This is a genomic window from Cupriavidus oxalaticus, from assembly GCF_016894385.1.
In the GTDB taxonomy this organism is placed as follows: domain Bacteria; phylum Pseudomonadota; class Gammaproteobacteria; order Burkholderiales; family Burkholderiaceae; genus Cupriavidus; species Cupriavidus oxalaticus.
The window spans coordinates 1,381,495-1,396,819 of sequence record NZ_CP069812.1 but is presented as its reverse complement, the minus strand read 5'-3'; the positions used below and the strand labels follow the sequence as shown (position 1 = coordinate 1,396,819).

General features: G+C 68.5%; 12 protein-coding genes. 4 read left to right on the top strand and 8 right to left on the bottom strand.

All coding sequences use genetic code 11. The features are described from left to right. Window positions 1-51 precede the first annotated feature (51 nt). A complete protein-coding gene (gene phaC, locus JTE92_RS18885; protein WP_063238651.1) occupies window positions 52-1,821 on the bottom strand; it encodes a class I poly(R)-hydroxyalkanoic acid synthase in 1,770 nt (589 codons plus the stop codon). Between the two features lie 436 nt (window positions 1,822-2,257). Here phaC and JTE92_RS18880 point away from each other — a divergent pair, with 436 nt between their 5' ends. After that, a complete protein-coding gene (locus JTE92_RS18880) occupies window positions 2,258-2,494 on the top strand; it encodes a hypothetical protein (protein WP_063238650.1) in 237 nt (78 codons plus the stop codon). 4 nt (window positions 2,495-2,498) lie between these two features. Here the strand turns inward: JTE92_RS18880 and pgeF are convergent, their stop codons facing one another. Both pgeF and JTE92_RS18870 read right to left on the bottom strand, forming a co-directional pair. After that, window positions 2,499-3,302, bottom strand: a complete 804-nt coding sequence (gene pgeF / locus JTE92_RS18875) for a peptidoglycan editing factor PgeF (RefSeq protein ID WP_063238649.1) — start codon at window positions 3,300-3,302, stop codon at window positions 2,499-2,501. Further along, window positions 3,286-4,536 carry an RluA family pseudouridine synthase gene (locus JTE92_RS18870; RefSeq protein WP_063238648.1) on the bottom strand — a complete coding sequence of 417 codons (1,251 nt, stop codon included), beginning with the start codon at window positions 4,534-4,536 and terminating at the stop codon, window positions 3,286-3,288. Before JTE92_RS18870 ends, pgeF begins: the two co-directional genes overlap by 17 nt. Before the next feature lie 17 nt (window positions 4,537-4,553). Between JTE92_RS18870 and JTE92_RS18865 the strand changes: the two genes are divergently transcribed. Next, on the top strand, window positions 4,554-5,384 hold the full coding sequence (locus tag JTE92_RS18865) for an outer membrane protein assembly factor BamD (RefSeq protein WP_084254533.1): 831 nt from the start codon (window positions 4,554-4,556) through the stop codon (window positions 5,382-5,384). A gap of 81 nt (window positions 5,385-5,465) precedes the next feature. Here the strand turns inward: JTE92_RS18865 and yoaA are convergent, their stop codons facing one another. From yoaA to JTE92_RS18850, 3 genes are read right to left on the bottom strand one after another with little or no spacing between them, the layout of a single operon-like run. Further along, window positions 5,466-7,673, bottom strand: a complete 2,208-nt coding sequence (yoaA, locus tag JTE92_RS18860; RefSeq protein WP_063238647.1) for a DNA repair helicase YoaA — start codon at window positions 7,671-7,673, stop codon at window positions 5,466-5,468. A 21-nt stretch (window positions 7,674-7,694) separates the two neighbouring features. Continuing rightward, the gene (locus JTE92_RS18855) at window positions 7,695-7,898 is read right to left on the bottom strand and encodes a DUF465 domain-containing protein (protein WP_013956445.1); all 204 of its coding nucleotides are present in this window, start codon (window positions 7,896-7,898) and stop codon (window positions 7,695-7,697) included. Window positions 7,899-7,933: 35 nt separating this feature from the next. Continuing rightward, a complete protein-coding gene (locus JTE92_RS18850) occupies window positions 7,934-8,773 on the bottom strand; it encodes a hypothetical protein (RefSeq protein WP_063238646.1) in 840 nt (279 codons plus the stop codon). Between the two features lie 143 nt (window positions 8,774-8,916). On the opposite strand from JTE92_RS18850, the gene JTE92_RS18845 reads away from it, so the two are divergent. Further along, window positions 8,917-11,262: a Tex family protein gene (locus tag JTE92_RS18845; protein WP_063238645.1), complete on the top strand. Its 2,346-nt coding sequence runs from the start codon at window positions 8,917-8,919 to the stop codon at window positions 11,260-11,262. 57 nt (window positions 11,263-11,319) lie between these two features. Here the strand turns inward: JTE92_RS18845 and JTE92_RS18840 are convergent, their stop codons facing one another. Both JTE92_RS18840 and JTE92_RS18835 read right to left on the bottom strand, forming a co-directional pair. Continuing rightward, window positions 11,320-12,678 (bottom strand): ATP-binding protein, encoded by a 1,359-nt coding sequence (locus JTE92_RS18840; RefSeq protein ID WP_063238644.1) that lies wholly within the window; start codon window positions 12,676-12,678, stop codon window positions 11,320-11,322. Next, window positions 12,675-13,346, bottom strand: coding sequence for a response regulator (locus tag JTE92_RS18835; RefSeq protein WP_063238643.1), 672 nt, complete (start codon window positions 13,344-13,346; stop codon window positions 12,675-12,677). The genes JTE92_RS18840 and JTE92_RS18835 overlap by 4 nt, the downstream gene beginning before the upstream one ends. A 243-nt stretch (window positions 13,347-13,589) precedes the next feature. On the opposite strand from JTE92_RS18835, the gene JTE92_RS18830 reads away from it, so the two are divergent. Continuing rightward, window positions 13,590-15,323: a glycosyltransferase family 39 protein gene (locus JTE92_RS18830; protein WP_063238722.1), complete on the top strand. Its 1,734-nt coding sequence runs from the start codon at window positions 13,590-13,592 to the stop codon at window positions 15,321-15,323. The last annotated feature ends 2 nt before the right edge of the window (window positions 15,324-15,325 follow it).

The following is a 15,325-nucleotide window of genomic DNA, read 5'->3' as shown; positions in this document are numbered from 1 at the left end:
CTGCGCGACGGCCGGCGCCGCCAGTGTGGCGGCCAGGCCATCATGCAAGCGTCATGCCTTGGCTTTGACGTAACGCCCAGGCGCGGGTTCGATCACGGGATAGCGCGCGTTGCCGTACTCGGTGGGCGCGGCGCGCTTGGCCCCGGCGTGGCCGGCGAGCCATGCCATCCAGTCCGGCCACCAGCTGCCGTGATGCTCGGTGGCACCGGCCAGCCATTGCTGCGGCGATGCCGGCAACGACTCGTTGGTCCAATGGCTGCGCTTCTTCTTGGCCGGCGGGTTGATCACGCCGGCGATATGCCCGGACGCGCCCAGCACAAAGCGCAGCTTGTTTTTCAGCAGCGCGGTCGAGGCATAGGCGGCGGTCCACGGCACGATATGGTCCTCGCGCGAGCCGTAGAGATACGTCGGCGTGTCGATGCTGCCCAGGTCGACCGGCACGTTGGCCACGGTCAGCTTGTTGGGCACCTTCAGCTCGTCCTGCAGGTAGGTGTGGCGCAGGTACCAGCAGTACCACGGGCCCGGCAGGTTGGTGGCGTCGCCGTTCCAGAACAGCAGGTCGAACGGCACCGGCGTGTTGCCCTTCAGGTAGTTGTCGACCACGTAGTTCCACACCAGGTCGTTCGGGCGCAGGAACGAGAACGTATTGGCCAGCTCGATCCCGCGCAGCAGCGAGCACGGCGCGCCCGCGGCGCCACCCAGCGTGGCTTCGCGCAGCTGCACATGGGCTTCGTCGACGAACACGTCGAGGATGCCGGTATCGGAGAAATCGAGCAGCGTGGTCAGCAGCGTCAGGCTCGAGGCCGGATGCTCGCCGCGCCCGGCCAGCACCGCCAGCGCGGTCGAGACGATGGTGCCGCCCACGCAGAAGCCCAGCACGTTGATCTGGTCCTGGCCGCCGATGTCGCGCGCGACCTCGATGGCACGGATCGCGCCGTGCTCGATGTAATCGTCCCAGGTCGCGGCTGCGAGGCTGGCATCGGGGTTGCGCCACGACACCAGGAACACCGTATGGCCCTGCTCCACCGCATGCCGCACCAGCGAGCTTTCCGGCTGCAGGTCGAGGATGTAGTACTTGTTGATGCACGGCGGCACCAGCAGCAGCGGCCGCGCGTGGACCTTGGCGGTCAGCGGCTTGTATTGCAGCAGCTGGAAGTATTCGTTTTCATAGACCACCGCACCCTCGGTCACCGCGACGTTGCGGCCGACCTCGAACGCGGTCTCGTCGGTCTGCGAAATCTTGCCGCGCGTCAGGTCTTCGAGCATGTTGCGCACGCCGGCGCGCAGCGATTCGCCACCCGATTCGATCAGCAGCCGCTGCGCTTCGGGGTTGGTGACCAGGAAATTGGCCGGCGACATCGCATCGACCCATTGCGAGATCGCAAAGCGGATGCGCTGGCGCGTCTTGGCGTCTGCCTCTACCGCATCGGCCAGCTCGGTCATGGCGCGTGCGTTGAGCAGGTAGAACGCGGCGGCAAAGCGGTAAGGGATGTTGTTGCGCCACGCCTCGCCGGCGAAGCGCCGGTCGTGCAGCGGCCCTGCGGCGTCGGGGTTGCCCTCGGCCATGGCCTGCCACAAGGCCACGAAGTCGTGCATGTAGCGCTTCTGGATATCGCCCAGCTGCGCCGGCGCGATCTTCACGCCTGCCAGCGCGTCCAGGCCCGGAATGCCTGCACCGGCCGGATGGCCGTTACCTTCTGTGCCCTGCCACTGGCGGGACCATTCCAGCCATGTGGCTGGATCGAATGGCCCCGGCGTGAACTTGAACGGTTGGGACTTGCCTTCCTGAGTGGAAGCTGCCGCACCTTTGCCGGTCGCCATGATGTGAATTGTCTCTCTGCCGTCACTATACGAACCGGCTCCTGGGCATTGCCCTGGCCGGCACTCTTGCATAGGGAGATGCTATCCGGATGGACCCGGCGCGCGCCTCACCCGAATAGGGGCAGGCTAGCCAGATCATTTCGCCGGAACCCTGTCGCCGCGCTTGCGCGGCGGATTCCGCCCATCCCGATAGCAACTCCCTTTTTACCGGCTACCGCGGCGCTCTGGCTGGCAACGCCATGCGGTATGCTTGCCGGCAAAAATCCTTGGAATCGTCAGCGATCCCGAGACATTTGAGGCCATTGTTGCCTTGCAACGCACGCGCTGTCAATGCGGAAATCCGTCCCGGCGAGGCGCGCTTCCCGACCTACCGGACGGTATGCCGCACCTGCCTCCGCCGAGGCTCCGCAGGATAGACGAGAAGGATGAAAATTTTATGTACATCGTGGCCATTGGCTGGCTCTATGTCGCGCTGATGATGGCGATCACCGAGCACACGGTGGTGGCGGGCGTCGCCACGTTCGTGTTCTATGGCCTGGCGCCGGTGGCGCTGGTGCTTTACATCATGGGGACGCCCGCACGGCGGCGGCGCAAGGCGCAAGCCGAGCGCGCCGCGCAGGCCGGCGCCAATGCGCCGCCGGTGGCGGAAACGCCGCCGGAGGGGAAAGACTGACGCGTCAGTCGGCCAGCCAGGCCAGGCTGGCCATGCGGCCGGTCACGCCATCGCGGCGATACGAGTAGAAGCGCGCCGCATCGGTGACGGTGCAGGCGTCACCGCCATACACGTCAGTGCAGCCGGCGCGTGCCAGCCGCGTGCGCGCGAGCGCATAGATGTCGGCCAGGTACTTGCCCGGGGCACCGGCACGGAAAGCCGCTGCAACAGCGGCCTGCTCGCCGGCATGCGCCTGCGCCAGGAAGGCGTCGCGGACCTCGGCGCCGACCTCGAACGCATCCGGCCCGATGGCCGGCCCCAGCCATGCCAGCCAGCGCTGGCCATCACCGCCGGCTGCGGCATGCATGCGCGCCAGCGTGGCTTCGATGACGCCGTTGCACAAGCCACGCCAGCCGGCATGCGCGGCGCCCACCACCGTGCCTTGCGCATCGCACAGCAGGACCGGCAGGCAGTCCGCCGTCATCACGGCGCAGACATGGCCAGGCGCGATCGCAACGCTGGCATCGGCCTGCGGGGTGCGATCATTTGCACCGCCCACGTGGTCGGCCGTGACCACGGCGCAGCCATGCACCTGGTCGAGCCAGCGCGGCATCGACGGCAGGTGCGCGGCCAGGCGCTGGCGATTGCGCGCGACGTCCGCCGGGTCGTCGCCCACATGCGTGCCCAGGTTAAGGCCGCCCGGCACGCCGCCGGCAAGCCCATACGGCCCCTGGCTGACGCCGCCGTGGCGCGTGGTCGAGAGCGCGCGCACGCGCGCCGGCGCGGGCCAGTCGGGCACCAGCCAGTGCGAATCAGGCGTCGCGCTCATCGTCGTCTTCATCTTCGTCGCCCTCGCCGGCATATTCCCAGTGGGCTTCACCGCCCTCCCACACTTCGCCCCAGGCTTCCTCTTCATCGTCATCCTGCGCGCTTTCGAAGTCGAGCGCATCGACCAGCGCCTGCAGGTCCGCCGGCGGCTGCGCGGTCCACGACATGTGGCGGCCGGTGGCCGGATGCACCAGCCCGAGCTTGTACGCATGCAGCGCCTGGCGCTCGAACGGCACCGGCAGCGGCACGCGGATCGCCGGACGCTGGCCGCGCTGTGTCGCGCGGAAGTAGACCGGATCGCCCACCAGCGGATGGCCGATCGATTCGAAGTGCACGCGGATCTGGTGCGTGCGTCCGGTCTCGAGCTTGCACATCACCATCGAGACAAAGCTGCGCCCCAGCGGCACCGTGGCCAGCGTGCGGAAATGCGTGCGCGAGGGCTTGCCGCTGGCCGTGTGCACGACCGCCATGCGCGTGCGTTCGCGCGCGTCGCGGCCGATCGGCGCATCGATGGTGCCCTCGTCGTAGGTGCGGCCCCACACCAGCGCAATGTAGGTGCGCTTGACCGTGCGCGCCTGCAACTGGCGCACCAGATCGGTCTGCGCGGTCAGCGTGCGTGCGACCACCATCAGGCCGGAGGTTTCCTTGTCGAGCCGGTGCACGATGCCCGCGCGCGGCAGCGCGGAGGCGGCCGGGTCGCGATGCAGCAGCCCGTTGAGCACGGTGCCGCTCCAGTTGCCGGCTGCCGGATGCACCACCAGCCCGGCGGGCTTGTTGATGACCAGCAGCGTGTCGTCTTCATAGACTACGTCCAGCGGCACGTCCTCCGGCGCAAACGCGGAAGATTCCGGCGCGGCCTGCGGCCGCACCTCGATACGGTTGCCCATCTGCACCGCATCGCGCGGGCGGCGCACCTGGCCGTCGACGCGCACCGCGCCGCTTTCGATCCACTGCTGCAGGCGGCTGCGCGAGAATTCACTGAAGTGACGCGCCAGCAATTTGTCGAGGCGTTCGCCGTGCGCGGCACTGTCCACCTCGAGCGACAGCGTCACCCCCGCCTCGGCCCCTGGCACGGCATTGGCCGGCGAGCCATCGGCCAGGTCTTCGAATTCCTCGGAATCGGCCACGGCCGCGGCGGCGCGTACCTGTTCGGGTGGCAGTCCTCCCACACCTGCGCCCGGTCGGGCTTGGGGTTGGGGGCTTGGGCTATAATGCTTGACGCTATTTTTTTTCATCCGGGATACGATTGCCCATGCAATTGCAGAGCATGAAACGCGCGCCGTGGCGCGCGACAATTGGAGCGGTTCTGCTCGCAGGCGGCTGCGTCATGCTGTCGGCATGCGGCCTGCTGGCGGACCAGCCCGACGAGACCGCCGGCTGGTCGGCCAACAAATTATATTCGGAAGCCAAGGATGCACTGGATGGCGGCGACTACACCCGCGCCGTCAAGCTGTACGAAAAGCTCGAAGGCCGCTACCCCTTCGGCCGCTATGCGCAGCAGGCGCAGATCGACACCGCCTACGCCAACTACAAGGACGGCGAGACGGCCGCCGCGCTGGCCGCGGTCGACCGCTTTATCCAGCTGCACCCGAACCACCCCAACATCGATTACGCCTACTACCTCAAGGGGCTGATCAACTTCAACGACAACCTGGGCTGGCTGGGCCGCTTCTCCGGCCAGGACCTGAGCGAGCGCGACCCCAAGGCCGCACGCGCCGCCTACGACGCGTTCAACACGCTGGTCACCAAGTACCCGGACAGCAAGTACACCCCCGACGCCGCGCTGCGCATGCAGTACATCGTCAACTCGCTGGCCCAGCACGAGGTGCATGCCGCGCGCTACTACTACAAGCGCGGCGCCTACCTGGCCGCGGTGAACCGCGCGCAGCAGGCGCTGAAGGACTATGACGGCGCGCCGGCCAACGAGGAAGCGCTGTACATCATGATCCGTTCGTACGATGCGATGGGCATGAAGGACCTGCGCGACGATACCGCCCGCGTGATGGAAAAGAACTTCCCGGAAAGCGACTTCATCAAGTACGGCGAACGCCGCAAGGACAAGTCCTGGTGGGAAGTGTTCTGAATCTCGCCAACGCGCAGCGGTGGCGATAAAAAACGGGACGTGTCGCATGACCGTCCCGTTTTTGTTTTCCTGCGGCGGCCTTCAGTCTTCCGCGCCCGCCTTCCCGGCAGGTGCTGCCTTGCCCTCGCCGCGCAGCGATTCCAGGAAGCGCACCACCGTGGCGGCCTCGCGCGTACGGGTGAACGGCGGCAGGCTCTGCCAGATCTGGCGGCCATAGGGCTTTTCCACCAGCCGGGTGTCGAAGATGGCCAGCACGCCGCGGTCGGACTCCGAGCGGATCAACCGCCCCGCGCCCTGCTTCAGCGTGATCACCGCGTGCGGCAGCTGGTGCGCGGCAAACGGGCTCAGCCCCTTCTTCTGCAGCACCTCCATACGCGCGGCCAGCACCGGGTCGTCCGGCGGCGCGAACGGCAGCTTGTCGATGATCACCAGCGACAGCGCCTCGCCACGCACGTCCACCCCTTCCCAGAAGCTCTGGCTGCCGACCAGCACGGCATTGCCCAGTTCGCGGAAGCGGTCGAGCAGCTCGGTGCGGCTGGCCTGGCCCTGCACCAGCAGCGGCAGGTTCAGCCCGCGCTCGGCGAAGGCATCGTAGAGCAGGTCGGAGGCGCGCTGCACCGCGCGCAGCGTGGTGCACAGCAGGAAGGTGCGCCCGCCGGCCGCTTCGATCAGCGGCAGCGCGGCCTGCACCACGGCATCGGTGAACTGCGGCGACTGCGGCGCGGGCATGTCGCGCGGCACATACAGCAGCCCCTGCTTCGCATAGTCGAACGGGCTCGGCAGCGTCAGCGACCGGTCCTTGTCGAGCCCAAGCTGGGCCGCATAGTGCGTAAAGTTGCCCTTGACCGACAGCGTGGCCGAGGTAAAGACCCACGCACGCGGCTGGCCGCCGCGCTGGCGCGAGAAGATCGGCGCGATCGACAGCGGAGTGCGATGCAGTTGCACGGTGTGCGAGAACACTTCGACCCAGCGTACGGTTTCTGCGGGCGCAGGCGCCTGGGCTGCGTCGCCGCCTTCACTGCCCTCGCCTGCCGGTGCGGCGGGCGCGGCACCGACATCGCTGCGCCATGCCGCCAGCCGCTCGGCCAGCTCCAGCGCGCGCCGATGGCACTGCTGCAGCGATTCGGCGCGCTCCGCCTGGCTTTCCAGCATCTCGATGAAGGCGGACAGCGCCTCATCCAGCGCATCGAGGGTTTCGTTGAAGGGCCCGGCAATGCGGCGGTCGGCCTCGATCTGGCCCAGCGCCAGCCGCGCGTTGTCCTTGCCGAACGCCAGCCGCAGGTCGCGCGCGGCACGCTCCAGCGGCGCGCCCAGCGCGACCCAGTCGACCGCGTCGCGCGCGTGCGACAGGCCTTCGGCCACCGTGTCGCGGGCCAGCTCGAGCAACTGGCTGGTCGACAGCGTCTCGCCGAAGAACAGCGTCGCGGTCTCGGGCAGCTGGTGCGCCTCGTCGAAGATCACGGTGTTGGCGGCGGGCAGCAGCTCGGCCATGCCGGTATCGCGCAGCACCACATCGGCGAAGAACAGGTGATGGTTGACCACCACCACGTCGGCCTGCTGCGCTTCCTTGCGCGCGCGCATCACGAAGCAGTCCTTGTAGTACGGGCACTCCGAGCCCAGGCAGTTGTCGCGCGTCGACGTCACCATCTGCCACACCGGTGCGTTCTCGGGCACGGCGGCCAGCTCGGCCTTGTCGCCGGTCTTGGTTTCCTTGAGGAAGCGGCCGATGTCGCGCAGCCACGCGGCGTCCTGGCGCGATGCCAGCCGCCCGGCCGCCTGCGCACGTTCCAGGTGATAGTGGCAGACGTAGTTGGCGCGGCCCTTGAGCAGCGCCACCGAGACCGGCACGTTCAGCGCATGGCGCACCGTCGGGATATCGCGCAGGAACAGCTGGTCCTGCAGGTTCTTGGTGCCGGTGGACAGGATGACCTTGCCGCCCCACAGCATGGCCGGCACCAGGTAGGCGTAGGTCTTGCCGGTGCCGGTGCCGGCCTCGACGATCACGGTGTCGTTGGACGCGATCGCCTCGGCGACGGCATCGGCCATCTTGTGCTGCGAGGCGCGCGGCCGGTAGCCCGGGATGGCCTGCGCCAGCGTGCCGGTATCGGCAAAGATGGCGCCAAGCTCGGCGCTGCGGCTGGCTGCTGCGTCCATGGCGCTGGCGGCAACGTCATGCAGGTCCGTTGCGTCGTCCGCGCTGGCGGCGTCGTCTTGCTCGGGGGAATCGGAAAGGTCGGACAAGGTGGGGGAATACTTTGTGTAAGCCGCCGGTCGGTGTGCCGGCGGCATTTGGCGCGTTGACCCGGATGCTCAGGCCGGCACGTCGGGTTCCAGCTGCAATTGCAGCAGCGTGATGGCGTCCTTCAGCTTCAGCCGGCGCTTCTTCAGGCGGCGCAGCTGCAGCTCGTCGTGGACGGCGTCGCTTGCGAGCCGGTCGATCAGGAAATCCAGGTCGCGGTGCTCGATCTGCAACTCCATGATGCGCCGCTCCAGGGTATTCAGGTTGCTGTCCATGTGCGCCTCCGCTGTACGGTCACGGTGCGATCGGCTCAGAAGCCGAACGGGCGCGGCGCCGACGCCTGGCCCTGCTGCTCCCTGGCCTTGGCGCGCCGCTCTTCCAGTTCCTTCTGGCGCTGCTCGAGGTCGCGCTGCTTGGCCTCGTACGCCTTCACGTTCTCCTCGCGCTGGCGAGCCTGCTCGGCGCCCTTCTGCTGCGCCTCTTTCATCTTCGCGTCAAAGTCGGACTGTTTCTGCTGGTACGCCTGCGCGTTGGCGGCACGCTGCGGCGCTTCGCCCTGGCGTTGCGCGTCGCGCAGCTGCTGTTCCTGCTGCTTCTTCTCGAACGCGGAACGGCTGGACTGCTCGCTGGCGGCGCGCTGCGGCTGGCTGGCCTCGAATTCGGCACGGCGCAGCGCCTGCTCGCGGTCGCGCTCGGCGGCGCGGTGCGCGCGCTCGGCCTCGCCGACTTCCAGTTCGCGCTTGCGCAGCACCTGCAGCTCCTGGCGCTGGACTTCCTTGGCCTTGTCGATGCAGCTGTTGACGAAGAACTTGCTGTAGCACTCGTGCTCGGCCGCGGAGAAACGGTAGTTGGTCCAGGCGCGCGAATCGCCGATGGCCTTGCGTTCGGCACCGAAGTCGCGCGGAGCTCCGGTGGCCGGTGCAGTGGCCGGTACGGCAGCCGGTGCAGAGGCTTGCGCCAGCGCCGGTCGCACCGGCATCATCGCGGCGCCGGCGGCAAGCGCCAGCACTGCCAGGCTGGCAGCCCGGAAAAGAACGGATTTCGGCACGTTGGCGACAGTTGGCATGGCCGGCGAAGATTCGGGCAAGGACACGGGCAAAGTTACCGCTGAAGTGGCCTGGGCGGTGGCCGGACGGGGCTTGACGATCATGACGGGATTCTAGCATCCGGGCCGCCTGGCGGCCTGCCCCGCACATGGCGGTAACGCCCCTTGCACGGCGCTGGCGGCCAGCATGGCCGAACTGCGGCGCGCTTGTGGCAAAATGCCCCGCTTTCGACCGACTGCGTTTTCAGATGTCCAACCTGCCCGCTTCCGTCTCGCAAAAAATCGTGTCGCTCATCGCGGCTGAACTGTCCGTGCAGCCCCGCCAGGTCGCGGCCGCCGTGGACCTGCTCGACGAGGGCGCCACCGTCCCGTTCATCGCCCGCTACCGCAAGGAAGCGACCGGCAACCTGGACGACACGCAGCTGCGCAACCTGGAAGAGCGCCTGCTCTACCTGCGCGACATGGAAGACCGCCGCGCGGCCATCCTGGCGTCGATCCAGGAGCAAGGCAAGCTCACGCCCGAGTTGCAGGCCGCCATCGAGGCCGCCGAAACCAAGCAGACGCTGGAAGACCTGTACCTGCCCTACAAGCCCAAGCGCCGCACCCGCGCCCAGATCGCGCGCGAATGCGGACTGGAGCCCCTGGCGCTGGCGCTGCTGGCCGATCCCACGCTGGACCCGCAAACCGAGGCCGCCAGGTACGTCAACGGCAACCCGACCGCCGATGGCGGCGTGCCCGACGTGAAGGCCGCGCTGGACGGCGCGCGCGACATCCTGTCGGAGCAGTTCGGCGAGACCGCCGAACTGCTGGGCAAGCTGCGCGAACACCTGTGGAGCAACGGCGTGGTGTCTTCCACTGTGATGGAAGGCAAGGAAACCGCCGAGGAAGAGAAGTTCCGCGACTACTACGCCTACAGCGAAACCATCCGCACGGTGCCGTCGCACCGCGCGCTGGCGCTGTTCCGCGGCCGCAACGCGGGCGTGCTGATGGTCAAGCTGGGCCTGGGCGAAGAACAGGACGCGCTGGTGCCGCACCCGTGCGAAGGCATGATCGCGCGCCATGTCGGCATCCAGCAGCTGGGCCGCCCCGCCGACAAGTGGCTCGGCGACGTGTGCCGCTGGTGCTGGCGCGTCAAGGTGCAGCCGCACCTGGAAACCGAGTTGCTGACGCAGCTGCGCGAAACCGCCGAAAGCGAAGCCATCAAGGTGTTCGGCCGCAACCTGCATGAACTGCTGCTGGCCGCGCCGGCGGGCCCCAAGTCCGTGATGGGCGTCGACCCCGGCATCCGCACCGGCTGCAAGATCGCGGTGGTGGACAGCACCGGCAAGCTGCTGGACACCGCCACCATCTACCCGCATGAGCCGCGCCGCGACTGGAACGGTTCGCTCGCCACGCTGGCGCGCCTGGCGAAGCAGCACAACGTGGCCTTGGTCTCGATCGGCAACGGCACCGCCAGCCGCGAGACCGACAAGCTGGTGCAGGACCTGATGAAGCAGATGCCCGAGCTGAAGCTGACCAAGATCGTGGTCAGCGAGGCCGGCGCCTCGGTCTATTCGGCATCGGAACTGGCCGCCAAGGAATTCCCGGACCTGGACGTGTCGCTGCGCGGCGCGGTGTCGATCGCACGCCGCCTGCAGGACCCGCTGGCCGAGCTGGTCAAGATCGATCCCAAGTCGATCGGCGTGGGCCAATACCAGCACGACGTGAACCAGCGCGAACTGGCGCGTACCCTCGATGCCGTGGTGGAAGACTGCGTGAACGCCGTGGGCGTGGACGTCAACACCGCCTCGGCGCCGCTGCTGGCGCGCGTATCGGGCCTGAACACGGTGCTGGCGCGCAATATCGTCGAATACCGCGATGCCAACGGCGCCTTCGCCAACCGCAATGCGCTGAAGAAGGTGCCGCGCCTGGGCGACAAGACCTTCGAGCAGGCGGCCGGCTTCCTGCGCATCAACGATGGCGACAACCCGCTGGACCGCTCGTCGGTGCACCCGGAGGCGTACCCGGTGGTGCAGCGCATCCTGGACGCCATCAAGAAGGGCCTGCGCGACGTGATGGGCAACCGCGAAGCGCTGCGCGGCCTGTCGCCGGAAAAATTCACCGATGAGTCGTTCGGCCTGCCGACCGTGCGCGACATCCTGTCCGAACTGGAAAAGCCCGGCCGCGACCCGCGCCCCGAGTTCAAGACCGCGACCTTCCAGGAAGGCGTGGAAGACGTGAAGGACCTGCAGCCCGGCATGGTGCTGGAAGGCGTGGTCACCAACGTCGCGGCGTTCGGCGCGTTTGTCGATATCGGCGTGCACCAGGACGGGCTGGTTCACATCTCGGCGCTGTCGAACAAGTTCGTCAAGGACGCGCACGAGGTGGTCAAGGCCGGCCAGATCGTCAAGGTCAAGGTGATGGAGGTCGACGTCAAGCGCAATCGCATCGGGCTGTCGATGCGGCTGGATGACGAGCCGGGGCAGGCGGCGCCGCGCAGCGGTGGCGGCGACCGAGGCGGCCAGCGCAACAGCGGCAAGGGCTTCGGCGGCGGCCGCCGCGAGGCGGAACCGGCGGGTGCGATGGCGGCGGCATTCGCCAAGCTCAAGCGCTGAGCCGCACGCACCACGCAGAATCCATGACGCCCCGCACGAAGCCGTGCGGGGCGTTTTTCATTGCGTGCCGCCGCGGGCGATCGTCACGACCAGCCCCGTCGCGCCGTCGGTCCGGTTGGCAAACGCAAGGTCCAGCCCATGCAGCCGCGCCACGCGCAGCGCGATGGAAACGCCCAGGCCATGCCCGTGCTCCCGTTGCGCCCCGCCCCCGCGGAAGAACCGGTCGCCCAGCCGCGCCAGCACAGCAGGCGCAATGCCCGGTCCCTGGTCGCGCACGGTAATGCCGTCCGGCTGGAAATCCACCGTGACCAGCGCCCCCGGCGGGCTGTAGCGGATGGCATTGTCGAGCAGGTTGCGCAGCAGCAAGGACAGCAGGTTGGCATCGCCCGCGACCGGCAGCGGTTCCCCGCCCTGCTCCGGCCATTCGAGTTCGACGTCGACCCGCTTCTGCTGCGCCAGCGCCAGGCAGTCCGACAGCGCCTGCTGCGCCACCGGCAGCCAGCTGACCGGCTGGCGCGTCGGCAGCGCCGAGGCATCCTCCAGCCGGCTCAGCGTCAGAAGCTGCGATACCAGCCGGCCGATGCGGTCGATGCCGGCGGCGACGTTGGCGCGGGCCTGGTCGCGCTCTGCGGCGTCCGGCGAGCGCTCGGCAAGCTCCCATTGCGCCTTCAGCGCGGCCAGCGGCGTGCGCATCTCATGCGCGGCGTCTGCAGTGAGGCGGCGCTCGTGCTCGATCGAGTCCGACACGCGCGCCAATAGCCGGTTCATCGCATGGACCAGCGGCGCCAGTTCGCCAGGCACCGCCGCCAGGCTGAGCGGCTGGCGGTCGTCGGGCGCGCGCCGTTCGATATCGGACGACAACGCCCGCACCGGCGCCATCGCGCGGCGCATGAACCAGATCAGCAGCCCGATCAGCAGCGGCAGGCCCGCGGCCCAGGGCAGCACCTGCGCGGCGATATAGGACAGGATCAGTTCATTGCGCTCGGCCAGTTGCTGGCCGACGCAGACACGCCAGCCGGTATCGGGATCGTCGAGGTAATAAAGCCGCCAGCGCTGGTGGTCAAGCACGGTATCGGTAAAGCCCTTCACGCCCGGCGCGCGCGGCAGCCGGTCTCCCTCCGGATCGATATGCAAGGGCTGGCCGTCTGGCAGCCACGCGGCGATGGCGAGATCGCCCAGGCCGGCATCGCCCTGGTCGCCTTCCGCCGGCTGCGGCAGCCGGGTGCGCGACGGTCCGGCGGCAAGGTCGACCATTGGCACCACGGAATGCATCTGCAACGCCATGCGCACCATGTCGGTGTCGTACAGCTCGTTGATCTCATGCCGGGCGCGCACGTAGGTCAGCCCGATGGTCAGCAGCCAGACCACTGGCGTGGCGATCAGCACGGCGAGGATAAGCCGGCGCTGCAGCGTCATTGGCAGTCCTCGGCGGCGCCCAGCGTGTAGCCCGCGCCGCGGAAGGTACGCACGATCCTGGGGTGGATCTTGCGGCGCAGGTGATGGATGTGGACTTCAAGGGCATTGCTTTCGACGCCGCCCTGCCAGTCGTAAAGCTTGTCGCGCAGGAAGTCGCGCGTCAGCAGGCGGTTGGGGTGTGCCAGCAGCAATTCGAGCAGCATGGCTTCACGGCTGGTCAGCTCCACCGGCGCGCCGGCCCAGAACGCCTGCCTGCGGGCCGGATGGAATTCCAGCGCGCCATGCTTCCACACCGGCGACGACATCCCCACGGCCCGGCGTGTCACGGCACGCAGGCGCGCGGCCAGTTCGTCCAGCGCGATCGGCTTGACGAGGTAGTCGTCGGCGCCGGCGTCGAGCCCGCAGATACGGCTTTCGATCGCATCGCGCGCGGTCAGCACGATCACGGGGATGCGGCAGCCGCGCGCACGCCAGCGTGCCAGCAGCGCCATGCCGTCTTCGCCGGGCAGGCCAAGGTCCAGGACCACGGCGTCATAGCCGGCCAGCTCGAGCGCATGGTCGGCTTCGGCGGCGGTGCTGAACCAGTCGACCGCATAGTCGAGCAGCTGCAGCCCGCGCCGCAGGCCGTCGCCGAGCATGGGGTCGTCTTCAACGATAAGGATTCTCATGTTCCGGGGTGCGATGCGCGTGTTGTGCGAGTGTTATGCGGCCGCCACGCCGCGCAGGACATCGATTGTGCGCCTGCAAGCTTAATGTGCCATTAAGGTTGGCGGCTTATCCTCGCGCTCGCATTGCCAGGCCCTGTCCTGTTCAACGCCGCGCCTGGTGCCGGCGCCGACAAGGCCGTCAACTCTTCCGCCCGCGCCGCTTTGCCGTCACACCTGCCCTCCAGCCCTGCCAGCCCCGCCGTTCTGCCGCAAGCCGAGCGCCTTGCCGCGCGGCCCGACCATGCCGTGCGCGTGGCAGGCATCCCCGCCGTTGCGCTCGCGCTCGCGTTGCTGGCGTTCGCGCTGCTATGGTTCGGCACGCTGGGGGCACGCCATCTGCTGGGACCGGATGAAGGCCGCTACGCCGAGATCGCGCGCGAGATGCTGGCCACCGGCGACTGGGTCACGATCCGCTATGACGGCCTGAAGTACTTCGAGAAGCCGCCCTTCCACATGTGGGTGACGGCCGTGTCATACGCGCTGTTCGGCATCGGCGAATGGCAGGCGCGGCTGTGCGTGGCGCTTGCCGGCCTGGCCGGCGTGGCGGCATCGATGCTGGCGGCGGCGCGCTGGTTCGGCGCGCGCGCGGGATGGCTGGCGGGGCTGGTGCTGGCATCGGCGCCGATGTGGAATGCGGCGGCACACTTCAATACGCTCGACATGACGCTCTCCGGCGTCCTGGCCTGCGCGCTGGCGAGCATGCTGCTGGCACAGCACCCCCGCACCACGCCAACGGCGCGACGCAACTGGATGCTGGCGTGCTGGACCGCGATGGGTATCGCGCTGCTGACCAAGGGGCTGGTCGGGGTGGTGCTGCCGGGACTGGCACTGGTGGCGTACACCTGCGTCACGCGCGACCTGGCGCTGTGGCGGCGCCTGCATGCGCTGGCGGGCATTGCGCTGATGCTGCTGGTGGCGGTGCCGTGGTACTGGCTGGTGGCACGTCGCAACCCCGAGTTCCTGCACTTCTTCTTCGTGCACGAGCACTGGCAGCGCTACACGTCGACCGTGCATGCGCGCCAGGGTCCGCCGTGGTACTTCGTGCCGCTGGTGCTGGGCGGGTTCATGCCGTGGCTTGGGGTGCTGCCGGCGATGGTCCGCACCGTCAGGCATCGCGCCGGGACCAGCGTGACCACCCCCATGACAATCGGCCCGGCACCGTTCCAGCCCGCGCAGATGTGCGCTGCGTGGGCATTGTCGATCTTCGCCTTCTTCAGCCTGTCAGGCTCCAAGCTGCCCGGCTACATCCTGCCGCTGTTCCCGGCGCTGGCGATCCTCGCCGGTGCCGCGCTGGCGCAAACCGGCGCGCCGGCGTGGCGCACGCAGCTTTGGGCGATGCTGGCGATCGGCGCGCTCGGGCTGCTGGCTAGTCCCGTGGTGGCGACCCTCGATTCCAACAACACACCGAACCTGCTCTATCGCGCCTATGCCGTGTGGGTGGCGACGGCGTTTGCCCTCGTCTGCGCCGGCACACTAGCCGCGCTGTGGCTGCTGCGCCGGCGCGGGCGCATGGCAAGCATCACGGCTTACGCGCTGGGCATGCTGCTGGCATTCACCGTTGCCCTGCTCGGCCATGAGGCCATCGGCCGCCCGGCATCGGGCATTGCCCTGGCTGCGCCGATCGAGCGCGTGCTGCGGCCCGGCATGCCGCTCTATGGCGTGGGCATGCTCGACCATACGCTGCCCTTCTACCTGCGGCATCCGCTCACCATGGTGGCGCAGCCCGATGAACTGGCCTTCGGCACGGAGCAGGAGCCGCAGAAGTGGCTGCCGACCATCGACGCCTTTGTCGATGCGTGGCAGCACGGCCCGCGTGCCGTGGCGCTGCTGTCGCCGCGGATGTTTGCCGAGCTGAGCGCGCGCGTGCCGATGCACGTGATCGCGCGCGACTGGCGGCGCGTGGCCGTGGCCAACTTCCCCGTTGCCGGCGTGCGCTAGCG